The following is a 22,896-nucleotide window of genomic DNA, read 5'->3' as shown; positions in this document are numbered from 1 at the left end:
GGCACGTTTTAGAGATAGCGCGGAACCAGCTCACGTCGTTCACTGCGCGGGGGGGATGTATTTCCAGGCGCCGTTTTCGATCTTGACCATGACTCGTGCGCGCTGGTCGAGGCCTAGGTGATCGTTCGGTGTCATGTTGAACACGCCGTGGGCACCAGGCAGTTCCTTGATCTGTTCGAGCGCGTCGCGCAACGCAGCGCGGAATTCAGGTGTACCCGGCTGTGCCTTCTTGAGCGCGACCGGAACCGCAGCAGTCATCAGCAGACCGGTATCCCAGGCGTGCGCGCCAAAGGTCGACACCGAACCCTTGCCGTAAGCGGCTTCATAAGCCGACACGTATGCCAGCGCCGACTTCTTCACCGGATTGGAAGCGGGCAACTGCTCCGCGACCAGCACCGGACCGGCCGGCAGGAAGGTGCCTTCGACATCCTTGCCGCCCACGCGCAGGAAGTCGGCGTTTGCCACGCCGTGCGTCTGGTAGAGCTTGCCGCTATAGCCGCGCTCCTTCAGGCTCTTCTGCGGCAGTGCGGCCGGCGTGCCGGACCCCGCGACGAGCACCGCATCGGGCTTGGCGGACATGATCTTCAGCGTCTGGCCGGTGACCGACGTGTCGGTGCGTGAATAGCGCTCGTTGGCAACGATCTTTATCTTCTTCAGATCGGCCGCCTTGGAGAACTCCTGGAACCAGCCTTCGCCATAAGCGTCGGAGAAGCCGATGAAGCCCACCGTCTTCACACCATTGGCCGCCATGTGCTCGGCAATGGCGAGCGACATCATGATGTCGTTCTGCGGCGTCTTGAACACCCAGCGCCGCTTGGCGTCCATCGGCTCGATGATGCGGGCCGAGGCAGCCATCGAGATCATCGGCGTCTGGCTCTCGGCCGCGACGTCGATCATGGCGAGCGAATTGGGCGTGGTGGTCGAGCCGAGGATGACGTCGACCTTGTTCTCGGAGATCAGCTTGCGCGTGTTGTTCACCGCCGCCGTGGTGTCGCTCGCATCGTCGAGAACGATGTAGTTGACCTTCTGGCCGCCGATGGTCTTGGGCATCAGCGCGATGGTGTTCTTCTCGGGAATACCGAGCGATGCGGCAGGCCCCGTCGCCGACACGGTGACGCCGACGTTGATGTCGGCGTGCGCGAACGCCGATGCAATCAGCGCCGCGATCACGGCGAAGGGTTTGAGGTGTTTCATGCTCATGCGGTTGTCTCCGTTTTGCTGGTTTGGAAAAAATGAAAAGGTATTGATGTCCGGCTGTCTCAGGCGTCCGCCTGGACAACGGGCCGCGGAAGTCTGACACCTGGAAGGCCGCCGAGGAAGAGGTCTGCTACTACTGGCGCCATCGCGTCGTAGTCGAGCTCGCCGTCGGACCGCATCCAGATGAACATCCAGTTGATCATTCCGAACAGCAGCATTGTCAGTGGCTTGGCGAGCGTGGTCTTGCGCAAGTCGGGGCGCAACGCCATCACCGCGTGCGCGAAGCCGGCGACCACTTTGCGCTGGGTGCCCAGCACGCGCTCGCGGTCCGTGGGCTCCATGAACTTCACGTCTTCGGTCAGCACGCGGTGCGCATGCCGCGCGCCCGCGTATTCCCGGACGAAGCGCCGGATCAACTCTCGCAGGTGCGCTTCGGGCGACAGGGCCTGCTGGTCGACATCGGCCACGAGGTCTTCAAGGCGCGACACATGGTTTTCCGCGATGCTGACCAGCAGGCTGTATTTGTCGCGGTAGTAGTGATAGAGCAGCGCTTTCGAGAAGCCGCAGGCTTCGGCCACCTGGTTCATCGACGTCGCGGAATAGCCCCGGTTGGCAAAGAGCTGCGCGGCACGATCCAGGATCATTTCGCGCTGGTCTTCATATCCGGGTGAGCGTCCGCGTGCCATGGAATTTTTTCTTTTCGGGTTGGATGTTCTAGCGTTCGTCGAACGACAGGACCACGCGCTCGCTCAGCGGATGGGCCTGGCAGGTCAGGACGAAGCCGGCAGCGATCTCGTTCTTGTCGAGCGCGAAGTTTCGCTCCATTCGCACCTGCCCTTCGACCAGCTTGGCGCGGCAGGTGCCGCACACGCCCGAGGTGCATGAGAACGGCACTTCGAGGCCCGCGGCCGAGGCGCAATCCAGAATGCTCGGCTGGTCCTTGTGGAACTCGATCTCGCGCTGAAAGCCGTCGCGAATGATGACGATCTTCGCGAGTTCGGCATCGCCGGGCCGTGCTTCGTGGATGACGGCGCCCACCGGCGCGCCTTCGGGCGCCGCAACGCCGAATCGCTCGATGTGGATGCGCTCTTCGGGCACGCCAGCCGCGAGCAGCGCCGCCTCGGCCTCGTCGTTCATCTGGAAAGGTCCGCAGATGTACGCGTGGTCGATGCTGCCGGCCGGAACCACCGTGCGAAGGAACTCGCCGATCTTGTCGCGGTTCATGCGGCCCATGTTCAGCGGCGCATCGGTCGGCTCGCCCGAGAACACGTGATGCAGCACCAGCCGCGTCATGTAGCGGTTCTTGAGGTCTTCCAGCTCCTCCTTGAACATCGTCGACTGCAGCTTGCGATTGCCGTAGATCAGCGTGAAGCGCGAATGCGGCTCGCGCGCAAGGACGGTCTTCATGATCGAGAGAATCGGCGTGATGCCGCTGCCGCCGACGATGCCCACGTGCTGGCGCCGCGACTGCGGCTCGATCGGCACGAAGAAGCGGCCTTGCGGTGCCATCACGTTGATGGTGTCGCCCGGCTGGAGCTGCTCGTTGATCCAGTTCGAGAAGGTGCCGCCCTTGACCTTGCGCACGCCCACGCGCAGCTCGCCATCGTCCACACCCGCGCAGATCGAATACGAGCGGCGCAGGTCCTGGCCATCGATGTCCTTGCGCAAGGTGAGGTACTGGCCCTGGGTGAAACCGAAGACGTCGCGCAGATCGGTCGGGACGTCGAACGAAACAATCACCGCTTCTTCGGTGTCGGGCTCGACCGCGCGCACGCGCAGTGGGTGAAACATGACGCTCATGGCATTGGCCGCTTCAGATGGGTTTGAAGTGTTCGAAAGGCTCGCGGCAGGCGATGCAGCGATACATCGACTTGCACGCGGTCGAACCGAATGCCGACAAGCGCTCGGTGTTCTTGCTGCCGCAGCGCGGGCAAGCGACCGCATCCGCCTTGCGGCCGAAGATGCGGATCGGCACGGCGCCGTCCGGCGATACCGGTCCTGGCGGCGCAATGCCGTACTCGAAGAGCTTGCGACGGCCTTCGGCGCTGATCCAGTCCGTGGTCCACGCCGGAGCGCGTTGCAGCGTGACGTAGGCGGGGCCGAGCCCGGCCTTGTCGATCGCCGCGAGGACGTCGTGCTCGATGACCTCCGTGGCAGGGCAGCCTGAATAAGTCGGCGTCAACACCACTTCCAGCTTGTCGTCATGCTCGATCACGTCGCGCACGATGCCCAGGTCGCGCACCGACAGCGCAGGCACTTCGGGGTCGAGCACCGTGGCGAGCACGTCCCACGCTTGATCGCACCGCGCGGCGACGGAGGCAGGCGACGCGGTCACCAGACGCCTCCTGGGAAGGCGCGTTGCAGGTGCTGCATCTCGGCGAGGATGTAGCCCATGTGTTCGCTGTGTACGCCGCGCTTGCCGGTGCTGCGGAATGCGGCTTCTTCGGGCTGTGACAGCTTCGCTTCTTCGAGGATGGCTTTCATGTCGGCGAGCCATCCTTCCTTCAGGTCAACCCAGCGCGGGCCGATGCCAGCGGTGTGCGCGGCGGCGTCGACCGCATCCGAATCGAAGAACTCCGGCACATAGAGCCACAGGTCCTTCAGCGCCTTCTCGATGCGTTGCCGCGATTCATCCGTGCCATCGCCCAGGCGCACGACCCAGTCGGCCGCATGCTGCTGGTGGTAGCGCGCTTCCTTGACGGCCTTTCCGGCGATGCCTGAGAGTTCGGCGTTCCTGGAGCTGTGCAAGCGTTCCCACAGCAGCTTCATCAGCGTGGCGACCATCGCGTTGCGCATCACCGTGAACGCAAAGTCGCCGCGCGGCAGTTCGACCATCGTGAGATTGCGGTAGTCCTTCTCGTCGCGCAGGAACGCGAGCTGGTCTTCGTCGTGCCCTTGCCCTTCGATCTGGCCGGCAAGCGTCAGCACGGCGCGCGCCTGGCCGATGAGGTCCAGCGCCATGTTCGACATCGCGATGTCTTCCTCGAGGATCGGCGCGTGGCCCGACCACTCGGAGATGCGCTGCGCATGGATCAGGCAGGTGTCGCCGATGCGCAGCAAATACTGCACGGCAGGTTGGAGATCGAGCGCAATGGAGCCTTGCATCACGGCCGCCTTTACATGTGGTCTACCGAGCCTGGCAGCTGGTAGAACGTGGGATGGCGGTACACCTTGTCTTCCATCGGATCGAAGTACATGTCCTTGTCGCCCGGATCGCTCGCGACGATCTGGTCTGAACGCACCACCCACACGCTGGTGCCTTCCTGCCGGCGCGTGTAGACGTCGCGGGCCATCTGGATCGCCATCTTCGGATCGGCGGCATGCAGGCTGCCGCAGTGCTTGTGGTCGAGGCCGGACTTGCTGCGTACGAAGACCTCCCACAGGGGCCACTCGGTCGCGACGCCAGATGCTTCGGTTGTTGTCGAATTGGTGCTGCTGCTCATGATCGTGTTCCTTGCTGTGTGCCTGCGAGCTATGCCGCGAGCGGTTCGGGGGCTGCGCGGCGCGCGGCATGGGCCAGCGCGGCTTCGCGCACCCAGGCGCCGTCTTCCCACGCCTTCACGCGAGCACCGAGGCGCTCGCGGTTGCAAGGGCCGTCGCCGGCAATGACGCGCCAGAACTCGCTCCAGTCGATGGGGCCGTGGTCGTGGTGCTGGCGCTCTTCGTTCCACTTCAAGTCCGGGTCCGGCAGCGTCACGCCCAAGACCTTGGCCTGCTCGACGGCGGCATCGATAAATTTGGCGCGCAGATCGTCGTTTGAGAACCGCTTGATGCCCCAGCGCATTGACTGCGCCGAGTTGGGCGACTGGTCATCCGGCGGACCGAACATCATGATCGACGGCCACCACCACCGATTGACCGCGTCCTGCACCATCGCCTTCTGCGCGTCGGTGCCCTTCTGCATCATCGTGAGCAGCGCTTCGAAGCCCTGGCGCTGATGGAAGCTCTCTTCGCGGCAGATGCGCACCATGGCGCGCGCATACGGCGCATAAGAGCAGCGACAGATCGGCACCTGGTTCATGATCGCGGCGCCGTCAACCAGCCAGCCGATCGTGCCCATGTCGGCCCAAGTCAGCGTGGGGTAGTTGAAGATCGAGCTGTACTTGGCGCGGCCCGTGTGCAGCGCATCGACCATCTGGTCGCGCGAAGTACCCAGCGTCTCGGCGGCCGAATACAGATAGAGGCCATGACCCGCCTCGTCCTGCACCTTCGCCAGCAGGATGGCCTTGCGCTTGAGCGTCGGCGCGCGCGTGATCCAGTTGCCCTCGGGCAGCATGCCGACGATTTCGGAATGCGCGTGCTGGCTGATCTGGCGCACCAGCGTCTTGCGGTAGTGCTCGGGCATCCAGTCCTTCGCCTCGATGAAGTCGCCAGCGTCGATGCGGGCATCGAAGCGTTGTTCGAGCTGCATCTCGTCAGCGGAGCGCACGGCCTTCTTGCCGTCGCCGGGCTCTTTGCCCATCGTGTCCATGGCTTGCGTGTACATGATCTGATCCTTTCAGTTGTTCGCTGCGCCTTGCGCTCCCCGGCCCCACCGAACGTCCCCTCTTCGGGAAACACCACGGATCCGGCTCCGCCGGTCCGCCGGTATTGCCCCCAGCGAGGGGGATGGCGAAGCGACACGAAGTGCGCGAAGCCTGGGCTTCATTTCGGTCGTTTGTCGATCACGCGGCGGGCTTTGCCAGTCAGCGTGCGTTCGATGGAGTCCGGCGTCAGCACGTTGACGGTGGTCGAGATGCCCACCATCGTCTTGATCCGCTGCTGGAGCCACTGCGATATCTCGCGCACCTCGGCCGCATCGGTCGTCGGCGCAGCAAGCGGCTGCAACTCGCACTGCACTTCCACCGTATCCAGCAGCCCATCGCGGCTGACATTGATCTGGTATTGGCCTGAGAGCTTGGCGTGCTGCAACACGATCTCCTCGATCTGCGTCGGGAAGACGTTCACGCCGCGGATGATCAGCATGTCGTCCGAGCGCCCGACGATCTTGCCCATGCGGCGGAACGAACGTGCAGTGGGCGGCAAGAGACGCGTGAGGTCGCGCGTGCGGTAGCGGATGATGGGCAGCGCTTCTTTCGTCAGCGACGTGAAGACAAGCTCGCCCTCCGAGCCTTCGGGCAGCACTTCGCCCGTTTCGGGATCGATGATCTCCGGATAGAAGTGGTCTTCCCAAAGCACCGGGCCGTCCTTGGTCTCGATGCATTCGCTGGCGACGCCTGGGCCCATCACTTCGGAGAGGCCGTAGATGTCGACCGCATCGATGCCGGCCTTGCCTTCGATCTCATGGCGCATGGCCTCGGTCCACGGCTCGGCGCCGAAGATGCCGACCTTGAGCGAGCATTCGCGCGGATCGAGCCCTTGCCGCACGAATTCTTCGACGATCACCTGCATGTAGCTGGGCGTGACCATGATGATCTCGGGCTTGAAGTCGCGGATGAGCTGCACCTGCTTTTCGGTCTGCCCGCCGGACATCGGAATCACCGTGCAGCCCAGCCGCTCGGCACCGTAGTGCGCGCCGAGTCCGCCCGTGAAAAGGCCATAGCCATAAGCAATGTGGATGATGTCGCCCGCACGGCCGCCTGCAGCGCGGATCGAACGTGCGACCAACGATGCCCAGGTGTCGATGTCGTTCTTGGTATAGCCGACCACCGTGGGCTTGCCCGTGGTGCCCGACGACGCATGAACGCGCGAGACCTGCTCTCTCGGAACCGCGAACAGGCCGAAGGGGTAGTTGTCGCGCAGGTCCTTCTTGGTCGTGAAGGGGAAGCTGGCAAGGTCGCTCAGTTGCTTCAGATCGTCCGGATGAACGCCCTTTTCGTCGAACGCCTTGCGGTAGTGCGGCACGTTGTCGTAAGCGTGCTTGAGCGACCAACGCAGGCGTTGCAACTGCAGCGACTGGATCTCGTCGCGGCTCGCGGTCTCGATGGGGTCGAGTTCACCCGGGGCGGGTTGCTTCACAGGCATGGATGTCTCCTCGGGCGGCTCACGCGGCGACGGCCGGCTTGCCCTTGATGGTGTACGAACGGCCGCGGAACACGGCAATGCGCTCGCCGCGCTGATTGGTGATTTCGCAGTCGTAGACGCCGGTCCGGCCCGCCTTCGACACCTCGAAGCTGCGCGCGGTAAGCACGTCACCCTCGCGGCCCGGCGCCATCAGGTCGATTGAAAAGCCCGAAGCCACCGTCAGTTCGTTGTACGAGTTGCAGGCATACGCGAAAGCCGTGTCGGCGAGCGTCGCGATCAATCCGCCGTGGCAGATGTCATGACCGTTGAGCATGTGCTCGCGCACCGTCATCGAGATCGTTGCGTTGCCCGGAGAGACTTCTGCGATTTCCATGCCGAGGCTCTTCGCGGCGCGGTCATTGGCGAACATGCGCTCGCGGACGAGCTCCGCGGTCTGTTGCGGCGTGCGGTCGGATTGGGGTGCGGTCATGGTGAATCAGCGATCGGTGAAGACGGGAGCGCGCTTTGCGCCGAAGGCGGCAACGCCTTCGAGGTAGTCGTGTGCGCGGCCGAGCTCGGCTTGGACAACGGCTTCGCGGTCCAGCGCCTGATCAAGCGTGAGGTGTTGCGCTGCATCGATGGCGCTGCGCGTGGCGGCCAGCGCCTTCACCGGCATTGCGGCGAGGCGCACTGCGAGCTTGCGCGCCTCTTCGGCCAGCGCTGCATCGTCGACGCACTTCCAGATCAGGCCGATGCGCTCGGCTTCGGCAGCGCCGAGCTTGTCGCCCAGCATCGCGAGCCCCATGGCGCGCGCGCGACCCACGATGCGCGGCAGCAACCACGTGCCGCCCGTGTCTGGCACAAGCCCGATCTTGGCGAAAGCCTGAATGAAGCTCGCGGATTGGCCCGCCAGCACGAGATCGCAATTGAGCGCCAGGTTCGCACCCGCGCCGGCCGCGACACCGTTCACCGCGGCGATCACCGGAAACGGCATTGATTTCAGCCGTCGCACGAGGGGCTTGTAGAGGATCTCAATCGCGCAGCCCAGATCCTTGGGCGGCTCGCCGGCAGGCGACGGAGCGACCATCGGGTCGGCAAGATCCTGGCCGGCACAGAAGCCGCGGCCCGCACCCGTCAGGATCAGACAGCGGACTTCGGCATTCGACGCCGCCGCATCGAGTGCAGCGCGAAGCTGCTCGTGCATGGCACCGGTGAAGCTGTTGAGTGCGGCGGGCCGGTTCAGCGTGAGCGTCAATACCGGGCCGTCTTGCGATGCAAGGACGAGTGAATCGGACAAGCTTTGTCTCCAGTCATGGGCGCAGTCGAGAGGTGGGGCCGATCGGGTCACGAGTATTATTGACCGACCGGTCGGTGAATCATAAGATGCACACCAGTCGGGCGCAAGTCAAAAGACCCACGGGGAAACCCGCATATCTGCCGACGATCTGCCGACGCCCCTTCCCGTCAACTCAAAGGAGACAGCCTTGCCTTGCTATTCGATCGAAGAAGTGGTGCCGGTCATCGACCCCAGCGCCTATGTGCATCCGACAGCCGTACTGATCGGCGACGTGATCGTCGGCCCCGACTGCTATGTCGGGCCGTGCGCGGTGCTGCGCGGCGACTTCGGACGCATCGTGCTCGAGCGCGGCTCCAACCTGCAGGACACCTGCGTGATTCACGGCTTCCCCGCGCATGACACCGTCGTCGAAGAAAACGGCCACATCGGCCACGGCGCCGTGCTGCACAGCTGCATCGTCAGACGTGACGCGCTGGTCGGCATGAACGCCGTCGTCATGGACGAAGCCGAAGTCGGCGAAGCGGCCATCCTCGCGGCCTGCGCCTTCGTTCCGGCCGGCAAGAAAATCCCTCCGCGCTCGCTCGCCGCCGGTATTCCTGCCAAGGTGATGCGCGAGCTGAGCGATCAGGAAGTCGCGTGGAAGCTGGAAGGCACCCGCACCTACCAGGACCTCACGCGGCGCAGTCTTGCGAGCATGAAGGAAGTCGACGCGCTGCCCGCTGTCGAGGCCAATCGGCCGCGCGTCAATGCGCCGGATGTGAAGCCGTTGATCGCGACGAAGCGCGGGTAGCTTGGTCAGCCGGCGGGCGTTCGACGCAGCGTAGGGGCACTCACACGGTATTCTTGCGAACCAGTCCTCCGCGGCGAAAGGATCAACGTGCCAATACGAGCGCTGCAGTTCTTGTGTCGGCGAAAAGTGCCGCCCCCGCCCGCGTTGACCTTGCTGGAGTACATCCAGCAAGAAGCCTGGCGAGAGGCTGGCTTTCTCGCCCGGGTTGACGACCCGAGCTTCGCCTACTCCGCCCAGTATGTCGTGCCGCATGAAGTGGAGATCTCGATACTGGAACTCATCACGATGGGTGGCCAAGGCCCCATTGAACTTCGGGGCCCCTCGCCCCCATCGCGCTTCCAGGAGAAGTTGACCTTCCCTCTTCTGGAGGCGGCCTACCGCAGGCTGAATGCAGCCGGCGCCATTCCCGCCGGCATCGTGCTGGGTGATTCGTTGCTGATGGGCACCGCGCCGCTGGCCTCCATCTACCCCAGCGTGACTCGCAATGACCTGGACGGAAAGACTGCCGTCGTATTCAGCACTGGGATGTTGGTCCTGCACATGCTCGTCGGTGAGGTGCTTGCGCGCGCCGGAGACGGCCGCCCTGCGCAACCCACCGACCTGGAAAAGGTTCTTTCCCAGAGCACAGCGATGGACCTCCAGAGAGCGGCGATCACGCTGCATGGCGTCGCCGAGTCGCTATTCGGCCTCGTCACTCAGAACTGGCCGTATCCGGAGCACGGCGTCGACTACGCGAGCATGAGGAGCCACCTGTTCGCAGCCGAGTTCTTGTCGGATGCCTTCGCCTTTTGTCTTTTGCATGAGCTGTCGCATCTGTCGCTGGGTCACTTCTCCGGCGCTGCCGGCTTGGGGTCCTTGCAGCAGCGAGAGTGCGATGCGGACGTGCACGCGCTACGGGGAACCTTGTCCAGCCACCAGCCGGCCAACAACACGATGCCTGCGCTCATTGCCGTCCTGGTGATGTTCGAAACCATGAGCTTGATCTATCGAACCATCAACTACCTGGCGTTTCGCATCGACTACTCACTCCTGCCGGAGGCCTTCATGGGCCATCTCTACTTCAGGGCCCATGGTGACGACATGCATCCACATCCCCGTACTCGTTTGACGTTCCTGGTGATGCAACTCAAGGCCGCACATCCCGACCTTGCCGATCGGATCGACACGATCTCGCGTCATTGCCATATCTTCTTCGACAACATCTGGACCATTGTTGCGGGGCACTTCCCCGCGCAAAATGTGGCRCTCTCTCCGACCTGGCGCGCGGTCGTGGAACTGCACCGAAGGGCGCACACCGCTCCCACCATGCCTTCATCAACCAAGGAGACGTGATGACCTGGATACTCATTGTGGGAATCGTCATTTCGGCCGTCATTGCCTACTTTGTGCGCGGCAAGCCTCACCTGGCGGCGGTGACAGGAATTCTGACCAGTCATGGGTTTTCCGCGGATGCCATCGACGCAATCCGGCAGGCACCTGGAAACGAAGAGATCACCGTGACACTGGCCGACGGACGCAGCTTCAAGACCACCGCCGCCGAGGCCTCAAAACGCCTGCAGCCGGCATCCGAGGGAAAGCCCCCGACCTGGCTTGAGAAGGGCTCTTCGAATTTGGTGTCGCTCGTCCTCTTTGTGTTGGGGTGCGGCGTGTCCTTCGTCTTCTACTATCTCAGCTTGCCGAAGACGTAAGCGGCGCCCGTAAGCGGCGCCGCGGTAGCACCCCGCTACAAGCCCTTCAAGACCGCCGCAACCGTCTTCAACGTCTTCGACGTCTTCGACGGCATCCACGTGTTGCGCATGTAGAGGTCAATGAGGTCCTTGGGAGGAACGCCGACGAGCCGGCTGGCCACGATGCGTTTTTCGCCACCCGCAACATTCCATGCGCCCCGCCAGATCGCGCGAAGGGTTCGCACCCCGTCGACCATCACGCCCACCGTCTTGGTGCCGAAGGTATCCCACAGGTCATCCCCTGCGTCGTAGGCATCAACGATCGACAGTGGCTTGATAGTCTTGAAGGTGCGCTGCATCAGCCGCACCGTTTCGACTGCCGCCGCGTGGCCCGTCGCTGGCGTCCTGGCGTGGCTGGCTCCCGACGAGAGCGCCTTCTGAATGCTGTCGAGAAAGGGCACCGCATTCCGGCGCAGCATCGTCTCTTCATACTCGGTGTGCACGCCAGCGCCGCGGTTGGGTTTTCCGTTGTCTTGAGGCTCGCCATCGTGCAGGTATCCTGGCGCGTGGGTCGCGAACCAATCCTTCTCGTGGATCAGATAGCGCCCCACGGCGGTACCGACGACATTGGGGAGGCGGGCCAGGTGGACGTGATAGTGCCGGCGCGCTTCCAGGAGATCCGACAGCGTCAGCAGCATGTAGTTTCGCTGCGGCGGGAAAACGTCGAGGCCGCTGATCCGGCTGCTGTTGGCGATGGTCATTGCCTTCTCCCCACAGCCTCTTGCGTTTACTAGTCCTGCTTCATCTTGTTCGAATCGCTCCGTTTGGCCCGCGCTTTGCTGCTGGTGGCTGCCTCCGCCCGCCGGGCTTCCGCCTTTGCGCTCTCTTTGGCTGAGCCGGTCATGGCACCCATCGCGGCACCGGCCGTGGCGCCGGCGGTGGCACCGGCAGCTTCGCTTTCCTTTTGAGTCTCTGGCTTGTTGCTCACACCACCTGCCTCATCGCCTGGCGGTCGTTGATGTTTGGGCGGAGCGGTCTCCGTTTGACCATTGGCGCTGACGGTTGCGACCACAGCCGCCAAGGCAATGCAGGCTCGCGCAAGAAGCCCGAAAGCTAAACGAGGTCTGTCGACGTTCATGCTGAGCCTCCGTCCTTGGTTTGCGAATTGACACCACTTGTGTCGGGGTGAGCGTGGGCTGATCCAAACAATCCTGTGCGTTCCCCTGCCCACCAAATAAGCTTCATGACGACCAGCGCGCTCACTCCCAATGGTGAAACGTAGTAGCCGGTGCTCCTTATGGTCAAAGCGAGCAACAGCAGAGTGATGCACGCCACGGACACGAAACGCGCAATCGCCACCAGGGTGGTCTTGTGCGAAAGCGCCCAATCTACTGCGAACAGGAACAAGATTCCGAAAACAATATCGATGAGAGCCGGCGCGGGGGGGAAGAATCTCTCGTCCAAAAGTGCTTCAAGTGCGTTCGCCTGCAGATCGACGCCGGAGATGTCTCCGATGACCGTGCTGTGTCGGTCGACACCCCGTCCGACCTCACCCACGAAAACCACCTTGCCACGGAGGCGGTCCAGATTTTGAAGAGAAGGCTTCAGATCAAGGCATCGCTTAGACAGACTCCGATCGCTGGACGGCATCGGAAGGCACAGCAAGTCTCCTGATCGCACGAGCACAAGATTCTCGGGCCGTATCAGGCTCATATAGGGTGATTCGCCGCTCCCCTTGAGGTGCTTGAGGACGGAGGAGTCATCCACAAGCCTGGGCTCGCGGAGGAGCGCCGATTGCAGGGCAAGTCCGTTGACCCATTCCTCCGATCCCCCAGGCTGCACCTTGACGGTCCATCCGAGAGCGAGCCTTTCGGGTGTACGGTCTGTATTGAGGATGCCGACCGTCAGCAGCGGGGACGGCGCGAAACCCAACGACGGAATGACATGGGCCGCAGTTCTATCGCCGCTCGGCGTCGGAGGAGCCTCCTCGATACCCATCCCGAGAATGATCGGGACGTGCAATACCGTGGTGACATGCGATATCGCCTGCTGCAGCCTTTCGGTCGGATCGTTTGACGCCATTGGTTCGCATCCAAGCGGCAGAAAGCGCCGGTCGAGCACGATGACATGCGGCGCAAAGCCCGCCAGAACAGGCAAGAGATCCGCAAAATATTTTCTTTGCACGCATGAATTGTTCGGAAAATATTCTGCGGTCGGGTCCAACCTCGGGTCTATGTGCACCACGGTGCTGAACTTTGGCGAAAGCGCTCGTGGGTACGCCGACACCATCAGCTGATACCAGCTTTGACCCGCGATGACGACGTTGGCGACCCTTTCGCCAAGAATTTGGTGCTCGATTTGCTGCTCGATGCCGTACGCCAGTGTCTGCAGGGCAATGACTGCTGCGACTTGAAGAATCTTGGGCCACGGCTCCCGCGTTGGCTTGTTCAATCCCAAAGGGCCCAACACGACCTTGAAGGCCCGGGCGATCTTCGTGCGAATGTTGAAACTCATCGCAGTTGCCCTTTGAAGGGTTTGAGTTGGAGATCTCAGGCGACGCACCGAATCCAACTCTACCCTTGGCAATCTCGGCGACGCAATCTATCTAAAGGTCGAACCTCGCGTCAGGGCTGCGGGCATCAGCGGCCTCTCCGAGGATTGATTTCAGATCGAGACTCCGCAGCAGAATTCTCCGATCCATCTCGTCTAAGGCAGGGAAACTCCAACCGCCGCCGCCGCGGCTCGAATCTGGGATGGCCAATTGATGTTGCCGGGATCACGGCCGCTTGCCATGCCCATGAGATAGGCCGGCTCCGCCGCGATATTCCTGAATCCGCGCGACACACCGGGCGGTATCGAGATCGTGTCCCACGTCTCCAGCACCACATTGCGTTCGCCAGCCGGGCCCCAAAAGACCTCCCACCGACCCGACAGTGCGACGAACACTTCCTGCGTCAGGTGGTTGTGCAGCGGCGCAGACTTGCCCGGATTGCAACAGACGATGTTGAGATGAAAGCCCTCTGCCGCGAGCGGCGCCGCCGGTGGCGTACCCAGCACGCGCCAGGTGGTTCGCTCGCAACCGGGGATGCCTGCATCGGCGTAGTCGTCCGTGGGTTGAAGTGAACGGAAACGCGCAACTCGGGCCTCCATTTCAGCGACCGTGGGGTTGGCGTCAGTGATCGGGGCTGTAGGCGACATGACTTGCTCCGCGTGATTCGGGGGATCCACGTAGTCTTGCATTCTTGGGCTTTGACATCCAGCCCCGGGAGCGCGTGCCGGCGTTCAGCGATCGGCGGCGAGCAATGTCTCTTCGAAGAGCACAAGAAGATGGCGCGCGAACAGGTCCATGTTCGCTGCGCGGTCGTCATTGCCGGTTGCGATAGTCTTGCTTGCCGAAGCTGCGCCGACGACTGCGATGCACACGTGGCCTGGCGCATCGCCATACGGACTGCCCGATGGCCCAGCGGCGCCGCTTTCACTGATGCCCCACGAGGCGCGGTGCATGTCGCGGACCTTGCCTGCGACCATTAGCGCGTAGGGCTCGGTCTCCGCGCGCATGCCTGCGACGTCATCCGGCGTGAGGCCGAGCAGCGCCTTGCCTGCGCGCCTGGAGTAGACGACCGCGCCACCGAGGAAGTAGCTCGATGCGCCCGGTACGGCAAGAAGCGCGGCTGAAACGAGGCCGCCGGCGGAAGACTCGACGACTGCGACCGTTTGCTTGCGCTCCTTCAACGCGGCGCCAACGCGCTGCGCGATCTCGGCGAGTGAAGGGAGAGTGGTGCTGCTCGGTGTGGCCATTACTGATGATCCAGCAAAAAGGTGCTCAAGTTTCGCCCGGTTCTGCCGATAGGGATCACATATGGAGGCGGGATCCGGATTCCCTCGACCGTCCTTCATCAAGGGAGAAACTTTCATGAAACTCAGCATCAAGCTTCCACTGGCCTTCGCAGCCGGCGTTGCGCTGCTTCTGGCAGCGGCGCTTTCCGGGATGTTTTTTCTCAACCGCTCGCTCGACACCTATGGCAACACGGTGCAGGCCCGAGTCGCCGACGAGCGCGCGATCACTCAGATGCTGTTGACCTTCAAGGCTCAGGTCCAGGAATGGAAGGACACCTTGCTGCGCGGCAAGGACCCCGCCGAACTGGCCGACCACTGGTCGGCCTTTGAAAAGCAGGAGACCGCCGTGGCGACCGCCGCCAAGGCACTGCAGGTGTCCCTTCCGCCGGGCGAGGGCCTTGAGCTGGTAAAAAAATTCGCAGACGCCCACATCGCGATGGGCTTGGCCTACAGGAAGGGCTTCGAGGCATTCAAGACCAGCGGATTCGAGCCACACGCAGGCGATGTGGCCGTCGCCGGCGTCGATCGCGAAGCGACAAAATTGCTGGGCGAAGCGGCACGCCGCATCCAGACGGACAGTGCGGTGGTCGCGGCACAGGCGGCCGAGGACGCGAACCACGCCTTCTGGATCAGCCTGTCGCTCATGCTCGGCGTGTGCGTGGTCGGCGGCGTGGCCAGTGTGCTCTTCAGCCGCACGATCACCCGGCCGATCGGTGAGGCAGTCATGATTGCGCAAGTGGTCGCAGGCGGCGACCTGACGAGCCGGATCGAAGTGCGATCGAAAGACGAAACCGGTCAACTGATGCAGGCACTCAAGGCCATGAACGAGAGCCTGAGTACCGTCGTCGGCGAAGTGCGCCGAGGCACCGGCACCATCGCGAGCGCAACCACCCAGATCGCAACGGGCAACCAGGACCTGTCGTCGCGCACCGAAGAGCAGGCCAGCTCGCTGGAACAGACAGCGGCGTCGATGGAGGAACTCACGACGACAGTCAAGCAGAACGCGGACAACGCACGGCAGGCGAATCAACTGGCGGCGCAGGCATCGGAAGTGGCGGTGCGAGGCGGCGACGTGATCGGTCAGGTGATCGACACCATGGAATCAATCAACGCGTCATCCAAAAAGATCGTCGACATCATCGGCGTGATCGATGGCATCGCCTTTCAGACCAACATCCTGGCTCTCAACGCAGCAGTGGAAGCCGCCCGTGCGGGCGAGCAGGGCCGTGGCTTCGCGGTTGTGGCTTCGGAAGTTCGCGGACTGGCACAGCGCTCGGCGGCCGCGGCCAAGGAAATCAAGGGTCTGATCGACGATTCCGTCGGCAAGGTCGACGCGGGCAGTTCGCTGGTGGACGAAGCCGGCCGCACGATGGAACAGATCATGGCCAGTGTGCGCCGGGTGACAGACATCATGGGCGAGATCAGCGCGGCGAGCCAGGAACAGACCTCGGGCATTGAACAGATCAACCAGGCCGTGACACAGATGGATCAAGTGACTCAGCAGAACGCGGCGCTGGTTGAAGAGGCTTCGGCGGCGGCGCAGTCGCTGCAGATGGAGGCTGGGAGCCTGGTGCGGGCAGTGAGTGTTTTTACGTTGACGCCGGGGCTTGCGGACCCAGCGGTGACCTGAGGCCGCTGTTGTCGAACCCGCGGCCGTTCAGAATGTGTTCGTAGCCCTGGGTGCCGTAGGTCGCCAGAACCTCCGACACCACCACCTGATAGCCCGCCAGCCAACGCGAGCTTGCGGACTTGGCCTTGAGGTGATCGGCATTCGCCATCAGTTCGCGAAGCCCTTCTCTTCCCTCCCAGTAGTACACCGTGCAAACCTTTCCGCTTTGCGGGTTCTCCCAACTTTCCTCGCCGATGTACCCCGAAGTGGCCTTGGCCGCTTGCGCGATTTGTTCGTCCAGCTGGTAGTACTCGTCGTCGAACTCGGCCTTGTTGAAGATGAATGAAGCGGAAATCATTGCGTGTGGAACGGGAGAGGGAGAAGGGCACTGCGCCCTTCGCGGAGCGCGAGTTTATGAGCGGGGCATCGGCCGCTCCATTCTTCATTCGAACGTACGCACAATGAAGGACGCCTTGTTCGCTATGAGCCAACTTCCATCGATCTTGTGCAGCACGAAGTGATCGTTGAAAAGCCTGTTTCCAACCCGCGCCCTCACTGTCGCTGTTGAAAGAATGTCCGAAATGTTCTCCATGGAGAGAACCGCTTCATCCCTGGGCGCGCCGGTTGATCGAGGACTCGGCCTCCCGTGGATGAGCGCCGAATAGTCCGGAGACGACATGGTGTTGAGCTGGCCTTCTTGAATCCACTGGATGAGACAGCTCGGGTGGAAGACTTTATTGAAGTCACGGCTCGCAGGCTCGTACGCCAGATTGAAATAGTCATCGATCAAGGCGAGTACGGCTTGGGTCTGGGTCATTTGCTGACTTTCCTGAAGGGTCGAAAGGACTCGTATAGTGAAAGATCCCTCCGCGCTCGGCTACTGCGAAGCGGTTATCGCTGCCATTACAGGAACACATAGATCATGGAAGACCTCGATGGAGGACTTGTAAGCGGCCTGCTTGCCCTTGCTGCTGTAGCCGAATCCAAGAGCTTTGGCCGCGCCGCATCTCGCCTGGGCAAGACTCAGCCCGCCGTGAGTCGCGCTGTTCAACGACTGGAGGACCGCCTGCGCGCGAAGCTCGTGCATCGCACCAGCCGACATGTTGAAGTCACGGACGCTGGGCATGCGCTGCTGTCAAAGGTGCTGCCGTTGCTCCAGGGAATTGAAGAGGCGACTGTGGGCGCTTCGGGCGAAACCTCGGTCGTCAGCGGAACATTGCGCGTTGCGTGTGACGCCGTGTTTGCGCGCCTGGTGCTGGCACCGGAGTTGGCGCAGTTCTTGAAAGACCATCCTGCACTTCAATTGAAGCTGGAGACCCGAAACGACCTGTCGGATTTGGTGAGCGACGGATTCGATCTCGCCATTCGGTTTGGACCACCCTCCGTTTCAAGCTTGGTCTGTCGCAGGCTCTACAGTCCGCGAGTCCTGACAGTGGCCGCGCCGTCATATCTTGCGCAACGCGGCCGACCCAACTCGCCGAAGGACCTCGTCGATGACGGCCATGAATGCATCCACGCCATCGATCCGGCGAGCGGCAGGCCCTTCGAATGGGAGTTCTGGCGTGGCAACGAGAAGGTGAAGGTCGCCGTCAAGGGGAATCTGACAGTCACGGATGCGGGAACCAAAATCGGCGCCTGCCTTGCGGGCTACGGTATCGCGCAGGTGATCGATCTCGGAATCGACATGCATCTGCGTGCGGGCACGCTGGAGCCTGTTCTGAGGGACTGGGCCGGCGAGACCTTTCCTCTTTACGTGTACTACCCCAGCCGGAGCCACGTTCCGGCCAAGGTAAGAGCGTTCATCGACTTTGTGGCGAGCATGATGCCCGGGCAGCTATCGGAGAGCCGCGACGACGCGCGCCAGCGGCCGACATCCGTATTCGCCTAGAGCCTAGTGGCGCGGCATTGAAGCAATGCTGGCCCTTGCGGCCTTGGCGCGGCGCTCGAATTCAGAGTTGATCAGCGCCACCAGCGCTTCCACTTCGCCGCGAAGATCGTCGCGCTCGGGTGTGTGCGGACTTCGCACATGAAGCAGCAGGTTGTGAACACATGCGATTGCGCGATAGGCCTCTCTTAATGCGCTGAGATCGGCCTCCACGGTTGAGTGTTCGTGTGCGGGGGGAACGTTCGGGTGGCGCGCGAGCGCGCAAGTAGGGTGGACCATGAGGCCTCCTGAAGCTGCGGTTTGCTACAACCGCCACGCTCGCTTCCAAACGAGGGCGGCAGCTCGAACAGGTTGGAAGACCGGGCAGCTCCAGGGAGAACCGGCGAGCCTTTCGGCTCCCCGTTCGAGCCGCCAAAACTGGGGCACGAACAGCAAAGCCGCAGACGTTTGAGTTGACTGCGGCTAGCTTCCCTGATCGCTTGCTTCGGGCTTCCAAACCCGATCACGCCTTTTGTTCGGCGTGACGGGCGGAGTATAGCCACCGGCCTCAAAAATTTCGGCGCTGGTGGCGTACTGGCTTAAGGTGAGTTAGAACAACGGGCTCTCATTGCTCATGAAATTCGAAGCATTGTTCGGACGCACGGTGTTCTGCTTCTGGAGGTTCTTCCACGCGGCGGCCCGGCCAATAGGGCTCTCAAATATCTCTGCCCTTGCCGTCATGCCACAAATCTCCTCGCTAATTCGTCCAGCCTCATGAATCTGCGATCCTGAAGTAGGTACGGCGCTGCTTGACCGATCGCAGCAAGGCATTGGCGCAGTGCCGGTGACAACCACAACGGCTGCTCGCCCAAGGTAGTGAATAGCAGCCGCAGTGCGTCTTCTGGAAAACGGGTGGATAGGTCGGATTCTTGCAACCTACGAATCACATAGTCGGGGTGCTGAATCACGCGCAACCAGTTTCCAACGGCGGCCATCGCTGACGGGAATTCACCGCCTGCCGCAATGCACAGAAGAGCTAGCGATTGGGCATTGGCGTTCGAGACCTGATCGTTGGACTTCGGCCAGATCTTTTCCCAAAACGGCAGAACCCGATTTTTCCAGTAATGCTCCCGCTGATCGCCTGCGCCTTCCAGCGCCCGCACTAAGGCTTGAGCCGATTCGCGCAGGCCGTCAGGAGGAAGTGCGCGGATGGCAGTGGCCAATTGCGTGACCGTGAAAGTGTCGCCGGGATCCAGCGCAGCGAATGTCAGGAACGCCGCAAACTGCTGGTTGTGCTTGCCCAACTGCACATAGTGATTCACCGTGTCGAGAAAGCTGGGCCTGATCGCTTCCATCAGCGGGCGATACAAACGTGGCGACCAAAGGAAGCCTTCCCAGGCAGCCTGCGCTTCGACTTCGGAACGGTTCCAGTCGAGCAATGGCAGAAGGTGCTGCTCTGACCAACCTTGATCCACCCTAAACAAAAAGAGGGCATGGGCTGACAGCAATACCCGAGAGTGCCTGAACTTGGCGACCCGTGTATCGCAAAGCTCCGTGAAGATGGGCTCGATGAATTCCGGCAGCCCTTGCCCATCGTCCGGTTCTTGGCGATAGCACCAGTCGAGCAATGCCTGGGTCACATGGCCGACGGGATGATTGATGGCGCGTAGCACCGGATCTTCGCTTTCGCCACGATCCTCAAAATCCAAGCGCAAGATGCGCTGCGCAAGCATCAGGAAGTGAGCTTCATGACCCCTGAAGCCTTTTGCGACTGTCTTCAGCCACCAACTGATGCCATGCGATAAGGCTTGCACCAAGTCATCAGGGGCGCTGACGACAACCGGAGCCATGAAGCGCCACGAACTGTCGCATAGCCTTTCTTCGGCCCAAGCTTGCAGCGCATCGCGCCAGCGTTCGACCGGCCAATTTTTCTTCTGCCCGAGCTTGCACAAGGCGTAGGCCGTAGCCTGAAACATCTCCGAGCACAGCTTCCGCCAGTCGTCCTGCTGCGAGTTGTCCAGCACGGGATGCGCCAGCAGATAGTTCAGAACACCGCGCCTTGTGCGCGGAATGGGAATGAATGGCTTCCATGGATCACGGTCACCAACCCAGCCGCCTCCCATCCAGATGGGAAATTCGTCGCTCTCATCCGGTGCAAGCTGCCACGGGTACTGCGCTGAGAGAGCATCGAGCCGCGACTGCCCAGCCTCGCTGAGGGTTGCGCCTGCTTGGACAATTTTTGCAAGCCGCAGCCACGTGCCGTGATCAACGATGTTGTTCCAAGCGTCGGGTTCGACGTCGGCGAGTTGTGGATTGCGGGGCGGCCCGGAAAGGATGGCTTGCTCCAGTTCGGCCCGCATCGCCGCATCCAGTTGGGGTGCCAACGAGACCAGCAGGCGCATGGTTTCGCGTCTGGTTTCCTCGGACCAGAGCCACCGCCGCTCATCCGCCAACAGCCAGTCGAGAGCCTGCCGACGCGAAATGACCAGACCCTGTGCGGCGGCATACAGCGCGAGGCGTCGGAATATCGGATACGCCCCGTGCGCCCAAGTCTCAGCCACCGTTCGCGCTCGCTCCGGCGACTTCGCTGCGGCGGCCAACCACGCATCGCGGGTCAGTTCGATCAGTGCTGTCCAGTCGTGGAAGTCCTTATTTTGCGAGTGATGTGAAATCGAAGGTTGATGGAAATACGAATGATCGTTCTCGCTATCGACGCCGCCAAGCTCACGCATCAAGTCGAGCGCGTCGCGGAGCAAGGCGCTGAAGTCGTCCAGCAGATCCGGTAGGGCCGCGACCCACTGTTCATCCTTCGGCATGTCACGCAGGCCAGAATGGACGTGATCCGATGCCAGCACAACTTCCCATTCCACAATTTTCTTGATGCTATCTTGCGCTTCGTAGCCATCGCTCGCGCCAGACCAGCGAAACGGCTCGCGCAATGACAGGCAGGGTGTCAATATTCGCCGAAGAGCAAAGCGCACGCTCGCCGTCAACCCATCGTGTTCGAATTGCTTGCGCCAACTGTAGAGGCTTAGCTCACTCAGTCCGGACTTCACATGCCCGTTGAGCAGCAAGCGCCAAAGTGTTCGCATCGCGGGACGGGGAATGGCGTTGGGCGCATTCGCTCGAATGCGATGCAATTCGATGGTGTCGCCGCCATTTGCGAGCTTGTCCAGTTCGTGGAGACGGCGTTCGATCAACCAGATTAGTTGGTCGTGCAGTTGACCACCGCGCTTTATCAGCCAGATCAACAGCGTTGGGTCGTCAAGGTGACGGAGCAGCCACCGGGCCACTTGAAGCATCACTGCATCCCAGCCTCCACTGCGATGCCCGGAGTCGGCAATCCTCATCCATGGTGCAAGGAGGTATGGGGTGGGTCTGCTAATCAAGCTATAGGCAAGTTTGCTGTCCACGGCAGTTTGAGGCGGCACACTGAATCGCCCGAGGTCAGCATGGCGATAGAGTTCCTCACTCAATGGCTCCAGCCAGTCCAGTGGCGGCACGGGATCGAGTTCCGCGAACCGCTTTGCGGGCAAGCCGCCCGGATCGCTCAACGCCCATAGCATCCTCCCGACAAAATCATCCTGTTTCGTGCTCACCAGCGGGCGCGCGATGGCGCATTCGATCACGATACGTTCCTTGCCGCGAACGCCGTCGCGGTAAGTATTGGCCCAAGCGCGCAGGGTCTTGTGCAAATAGGCGTGATGCTGGTGCTCGCGGTAGAGAATGGGTGTGACATTCTTTGCCTTCCATTCGCTGTCGCGATTCACCTTCTTCCCGTTCGAAAAACTTCCGAAGGCAAACATCTCCGGCGGAGATTCCCCCAGCAGACGGTCGGCGGCCAACGCATCCATCATGTAGCGCAGAACTGGATCGTTGATGCTGTAGCCGACAAAGCAGACGGTGAAGTTGCGAAACAGTTCGCTCACGAAGCGTGCCGCCCAGCGTTCCGTCAGGTAGGCCAAGCCAAAGTCACCGCTGGAAACCACCAACCGATCCAGATCGCCTCCCGTTGGCGCAATAGGCAACAGGCCATGTAGATACACCAGGCCGTCCCAGCGGGTCTTCGGCACGGGAAGTAGAGGGGCCTTGAAGTCCGCAAATGACAGCGATTTCGCTGTCCTGACTTCCTCGAACAGACGGTCGAAGTTCGTGGTGATGAGCCGCGTGCGGCCCTCGCGGTTCTGCGCCAGCGTTAGCAGGGCTTCATGTGTGGCAGTCGCGTCTGGGGCCGTGAGGTTAGGCGTCAGGATCTTCGCTAGTTCACTTCGCACTTTTCCTCGGCCACCAACGACATCCGCTTCCAACAGGCCAATGGCGGTGTCGAACTGCCCAGCCTTGATTGCGGACTGCTGTACCAGACTGGGCGTGACTGAAAGGGCTTCATAGAGCCTATCCACCAGACCGGAAAAGTCGGGTAGCCGCGCGGGGTAGGAAATCCCTGCGCCGCAGAAAAACACTACGCGCCCGTCTTCGTGAGACTGCAAAAGTCGTTCAGGGATATCGGGGCCGTGGCGAACAAACTGCATCGAATGGCTACATCTGCTAACAATCAACGGATCATGCCACTACCCGACGAAGCGGGAAAACTCGCGACATCGCAGCCTGCATGACTACCTATCTCGAGCGGTCAATCGTGGACCGTCACCCCGACTGCAATTGTCGAGCGACTTGATGACGGATGTGCGCCGG

The 22,896-nt window shown here is 62.0% G+C and carries 24 protein-coding genes; 5 read left to right on the top strand and 19 right to left on the bottom strand.

The genetic code is table 11. From position 1 onward, the window contains the following. Nucleotides 1–39: 39 nt before the first annotated feature. The 10 genes from AC1DMA_RS26185 to paaG form a co-directional block, all read right to left on the bottom strand. Entirely contained in the window at nt 40–1,194 is a 1,155-nt protein-coding gene (locus tag AC1DMA_RS26185) for an ABC transporter substrate-binding protein (RefSeq protein ID WP_478145990.1), read from the bottom strand. Between the two features lie 65 nt (nt 1,195–1,259). Further along, nucleotides 1,260–1,883 (bottom strand): TetR/AcrR family transcriptional regulator, encoded by a 624-nt coding sequence (locus AC1DMA_RS26180; protein ID WP_478145957.1) that lies wholly within the window; start codon nt 1,881–1,883, stop codon nt 1,260–1,262. Between the two features lie 28 nt (nt 1,884–1,911). Then, the gene (paaE, locus tag AC1DMA_RS26175; RefSeq protein WP_478128672.1) at nt 1,912–2,997 is read right to left on the bottom strand and encodes a 1,2-phenylacetyl-CoA epoxidase subunit PaaE; all 1,086 of its coding nucleotides are present in this window, start codon (nt 2,995–2,997) and stop codon (nt 1,912–1,914) included. Between the two features lie 13 nt (nt 2,998–3,010). Beyond that, nucleotides 3,011–3,532, bottom strand: coding sequence for a 1,2-phenylacetyl-CoA epoxidase subunit PaaD (gene paaD, locus AC1DMA_RS26170; RefSeq protein ID WP_478145956.1), 522 nt, complete (start codon nt 3,530–3,532; stop codon nt 3,011–3,013). Then, entirely contained in the window at nt 3,529–4,302 is a 774-nt protein-coding gene (gene paaC / locus AC1DMA_RS26165; protein ID WP_478145955.1) for a 1,2-phenylacetyl-CoA epoxidase subunit PaaC, read from the bottom strand. The genes paaD and paaC overlap by 4 nt, the downstream gene beginning before the upstream one ends. 11 nt (nt 4,303–4,313) lie before the next feature. Then, nucleotides 4,314–4,640 carry a 1,2-phenylacetyl-CoA epoxidase subunit PaaB gene (gene paaB / locus AC1DMA_RS26160; protein WP_478145954.1) on the bottom strand — a complete coding sequence of 109 codons (327 nt, stop codon included), beginning with the start codon at nt 4,638–4,640 and terminating at the stop codon, nt 4,314–4,316. A gap of 29 nt (nt 4,641–4,669) precedes the next feature. Then, complete coding sequence (paaA, locus tag AC1DMA_RS26155; RefSeq protein WP_478145953.1) at nt 4,670–5,683, bottom strand: 1,2-phenylacetyl-CoA epoxidase subunit PaaA; 1,014 nt, start codon at nt 5,681–5,683, stop codon at nt 4,670–4,672. Between the two features lie 158 nt (nt 5,684–5,841). Further along, nucleotides 5,842–7,161, bottom strand: a complete 1,320-nt coding sequence (gene paaK, locus AC1DMA_RS26150; RefSeq protein WP_478145952.1) for a phenylacetate--CoA ligase PaaK — start codon at nt 7,159–7,161, stop codon at nt 5,842–5,844. Between the two features lie 19 nt (nt 7,162–7,180). Next, nucleotides 7,181–7,630 carry a hydroxyphenylacetyl-CoA thioesterase PaaI gene (gene paaI, locus AC1DMA_RS26145; protein ID WP_478145951.1) on the bottom strand — a complete coding sequence of 150 codons (450 nt, stop codon included), beginning with the start codon at nt 7,628–7,630 and terminating at the stop codon, nt 7,181–7,183. 6 nt (nt 7,631–7,636) lie between these two features. Then, on the bottom strand, nt 7,637–8,437 hold the full coding sequence (gene paaG / locus AC1DMA_RS26140; RefSeq protein ID WP_478145950.1) for a 2-(1,2-epoxy-1,2-dihydrophenyl)acetyl-CoA isomerase PaaG: 801 nt from the start codon (nt 8,435–8,437) through the stop codon (nt 7,637–7,639). Between the two features lie 187 nt (nt 8,438–8,624). On the opposite strand from paaG, the gene AC1DMA_RS26135 reads away from it, so the two are divergent. The 3 genes from AC1DMA_RS26135 (at nt 8,625) to AC1DMA_RS26125 (ending at nt 10,915) form a co-directional block, all read left to right on the top strand. Further along, on the top strand, nt 8,625–9,227 hold the full coding sequence (locus tag AC1DMA_RS26135) for an acyltransferase (RefSeq protein WP_478145949.1): 603 nt from the start codon (nt 8,625–8,627) through the stop codon (nt 9,225–9,227). Between the two features lie 126 nt (nt 9,228–9,353). Further along, a complete protein-coding gene (locus AC1DMA_RS26130) occupies nt 9,354–10,559 on the top strand; it encodes a hypothetical protein (RefSeq protein ID WP_478145948.1) in 1,206 nt (401 codons plus the stop codon). Further along, nucleotides 10,559–10,915 (top strand): hypothetical protein, encoded by a 357-nt coding sequence (locus tag AC1DMA_RS26125; RefSeq protein WP_478145947.1) that lies wholly within the window; start codon nt 10,559–10,561, stop codon nt 10,913–10,915. The genes AC1DMA_RS26130 and AC1DMA_RS26125 overlap by 1 nt, the downstream gene beginning before the upstream one ends. A 35-nt stretch (nt 10,916–10,950) precedes the next feature. Here AC1DMA_RS26125 and AC1DMA_RS26120 read toward each other — a convergent pair whose 3' ends face one another. The 5 genes from AC1DMA_RS26120 to AC1DMA_RS26100 form a co-directional block, all read right to left on the bottom strand. Next, nucleotides 10,951–11,655, bottom strand: a complete 705-nt coding sequence (locus AC1DMA_RS26120; protein ID WP_478145946.1) for a hypothetical protein — start codon at nt 11,653–11,655, stop codon at nt 10,951–10,953. 29 nt (nt 11,656–11,684) lie between these two features. After that, nucleotides 11,685–12,032: a hypothetical protein gene (locus AC1DMA_RS26115; protein WP_478145945.1), complete on the bottom strand. Its 348-nt coding sequence runs from the start codon at nt 12,030–12,032 to the stop codon at nt 11,685–11,687. Continuing rightward, nucleotides 12,029–13,408 (bottom strand): CHASE2 domain-containing protein, encoded by a 1,380-nt coding sequence (locus tag AC1DMA_RS26110; protein ID WP_478145944.1) that lies wholly within the window; start codon nt 13,406–13,408, stop codon nt 12,029–12,031. Before AC1DMA_RS26110 ends, AC1DMA_RS26115 begins: the two co-directional genes overlap by 4 nt. Before the next feature lie 192 nt (nt 13,409–13,600). Next, entirely contained in the window at nt 13,601–14,092 is a 492-nt protein-coding gene (locus tag AC1DMA_RS26105; RefSeq protein WP_478145943.1) for a cupin domain-containing protein, read from the bottom strand. An 84-nt stretch (nt 14,093–14,176) separates the two neighbouring features. After that, a complete protein-coding gene (locus AC1DMA_RS26100) occupies nt 14,177–14,692 on the bottom strand; it encodes a CinA family protein (protein WP_478145942.1) in 516 nt (171 codons plus the stop codon). Nucleotides 14,693–14,807: 115 nt separating this feature from the next. Between AC1DMA_RS26100 and AC1DMA_RS26095 the strand changes: the two genes are divergently transcribed. Next, a complete protein-coding gene (locus AC1DMA_RS26095) occupies nt 14,808–16,361 on the top strand; it encodes a methyl-accepting chemotaxis protein (protein ID WP_478145941.1) in 1,554 nt (517 codons plus the stop codon). Here AC1DMA_RS26095 and AC1DMA_RS26090 read toward each other — a convergent pair. Both AC1DMA_RS26090 and AC1DMA_RS26085 read right to left on the bottom strand, forming a co-directional pair. Next, the gene (locus tag AC1DMA_RS26090; protein WP_478145940.1) at nt 16,321–16,698 is read right to left on the bottom strand and encodes an antibiotic biosynthesis monooxygenase family protein; all 378 of its coding nucleotides are present in this window, start codon (nt 16,696–16,698) and stop codon (nt 16,321–16,323) included. The two genes, AC1DMA_RS26095 and AC1DMA_RS26090, sit on opposite strands and share 41 nt — an antisense overlap. Before the next feature lie 84 nt (nt 16,699–16,782). Next, nucleotides 16,783–17,157, bottom strand: a complete 375-nt coding sequence (locus tag AC1DMA_RS26085) for a nuclear transport factor 2 family protein (protein WP_478145939.1) — start codon at nt 17,155–17,157, stop codon at nt 16,783–16,785. A 105-nt stretch (nt 17,158–17,262) separates the two neighbouring features. Between AC1DMA_RS26085 and AC1DMA_RS26080 the strand changes: the two genes are divergently transcribed. Then, nucleotides 17,263–18,228, top strand: a complete 966-nt coding sequence (locus AC1DMA_RS26080; protein WP_478145938.1) for a LysR family transcriptional regulator — start codon at nt 17,263–17,265, stop codon at nt 18,226–18,228. A gap of 3 nt (nt 18,229–18,231) precedes the next feature. Here AC1DMA_RS26080 and AC1DMA_RS26075 read toward each other — a convergent pair whose 3' ends face one another. Both AC1DMA_RS26075 and dsr1 read right to left on the bottom strand, forming a co-directional pair. Further along, entirely contained in the window at nt 18,232–18,504 is a 273-nt protein-coding gene (locus AC1DMA_RS26075; protein WP_478145937.1) for a hypothetical protein, read from the bottom strand. A gap of 437 nt (nt 18,505–18,941) precedes the next feature. Further along, nucleotides 18,942–22,733 carry an anti-phage defense-associated sirtuin Dsr1 gene (dsr1, locus tag AC1DMA_RS26070; protein ID WP_478145936.1) on the bottom strand — a complete coding sequence of 1,264 codons (3,792 nt, stop codon included), beginning with the start codon at nt 22,731–22,733 and terminating at the stop codon, nt 18,942–18,944. Between the last annotated feature and the right edge of the window lie 163 nt (nt 22,734–22,896).

The sequence above is a fragment of the Variovorax sp. 05N34 genome (assembly GCF_056397405.1).
This window is presented reverse-complemented; position numbering and strand designations above follow the sequence as displayed.

What these genes read in the sequence shown, in the direction of transcription:
- AC1DMA_RS26185 (WP_478145990.1), bottom strand. Translation starts at nt 1,194, where the DNA reads ATGAAACACCTCAAACCCTTCGCCGTGATCGCGGCGCTGATTGCATCG.
- AC1DMA_RS26180 (WP_478145957.1), bottom strand. Translation starts at nt 1,883, where the DNA reads ATGGCACGCGGACGCTCACCCGGATATGAAGACCAGCGCGAAATGATC.
- paaE (WP_478128672.1), bottom strand. Translation starts at nt 2,997, where the DNA reads ATGAGCGTCATGTTTCACCCACTGCGCGTGCGCGCGGTCGAGCCCGAC.
- paaC (WP_478145955.1), bottom strand. Translation starts at nt 4,302, where the DNA reads ATGCAAGGCTCCATTGCGCTCGATCTCCAACCTGCCGTGCAGTATTTG.
- paaB (WP_478145954.1), bottom strand. Translation starts at nt 4,640, where the DNA reads ATGAGCAGCAGCACCAATTCGACAACAACCGAAGCATCTGGCGTCGCG.
- paaA (WP_478145953.1), bottom strand. Translation starts at nt 5,683, where the DNA reads ATGTACACGCAAGCCATGGACACGATGGGCAAAGAGCCCGGCGACGGC.
- paaK (WP_478145952.1), bottom strand. Translation starts at nt 7,161, where the DNA reads ATGCCTGTGAAGCAACCCGCCCCGGGTGAACTCGACCCCATCGAGACC.
- paaI (WP_478145951.1), bottom strand. Translation starts at nt 7,630, where the DNA reads ATGACCGCACCCCAATCCGACCGCACGCCGCAACAGACCGCGGAGCTC.
- AC1DMA_RS26125 (WP_478145947.1), top strand. Translation starts at nt 10,559, where the DNA reads ATGACCTGGATACTCATTGTGGGAATCGTCATTTCGGCCGTCATTGCC.
- AC1DMA_RS26120 (WP_478145946.1), bottom strand. Translation starts at nt 11,655, where the DNA reads ATGACCATCGCCAACAGCAGCCGGATCAGCGGCCTCGACGTTTTCCCG.
- AC1DMA_RS26115 (WP_478145945.1), bottom strand. Translation starts at nt 12,032, where the DNA reads ATGAACGTCGACAGACCTCGTTTAGCTTTCGGGCTTCTTGCGCGAGCC.
- AC1DMA_RS26110 (WP_478145944.1), bottom strand. Translation starts at nt 13,408, where the DNA reads ATGAGTTTCAACATTCGCACGAAGATCGCCCGGGCCTTCAAGGTCGTG.
- AC1DMA_RS26105 (WP_478145943.1), bottom strand. Translation starts at nt 14,092, where the DNA reads ATGTCGCCTACAGCCCCGATCACTGACGCCAACCCCACGGTCGCTGAA.
- AC1DMA_RS26100 (WP_478145942.1), bottom strand. Translation starts at nt 14,692, where the DNA reads ATGGCCACACCGAGCAGCACCACTCTCCCTTCACTCGCCGAGATCGCG.
- AC1DMA_RS26095 (WP_478145941.1), top strand. Translation starts at nt 14,808, where the DNA reads ATGAAACTCAGCATCAAGCTTCCACTGGCCTTCGCAGCCGGCGTTGCG.
- AC1DMA_RS26090 (WP_478145940.1), bottom strand. Translation starts at nt 16,698, where the DNA reads ATGATTTCCGCTTCATTCATCTTCAACAAGGCCGAGTTCGACGACGAG.
- AC1DMA_RS26085 (WP_478145939.1), bottom strand. Translation starts at nt 17,157, where the DNA reads ATGACCCAGACCCAAGCCGTACTCGCCTTGATCGATGACTATTTCAAT.
- AC1DMA_RS26080 (WP_478145938.1), top strand. Translation starts at nt 17,263, where the DNA reads ATGGAAGACCTCGATGGAGGACTTGTAAGCGGCCTGCTTGCCCTTGCT.
- AC1DMA_RS26075 (WP_478145937.1), bottom strand. Translation starts at nt 18,504, where the DNA reads ATGGTCCACCCTACTTGCGCGCTCGCGCGCCACCCGAACGTTCCCCCC.
- dsr1 (WP_478145936.1), bottom strand. Translation starts at nt 22,733, where the DNA reads ATGCAGTTTGTTCGCCACGGCCCCGATATCCCTGAACGACTTTTGCAG.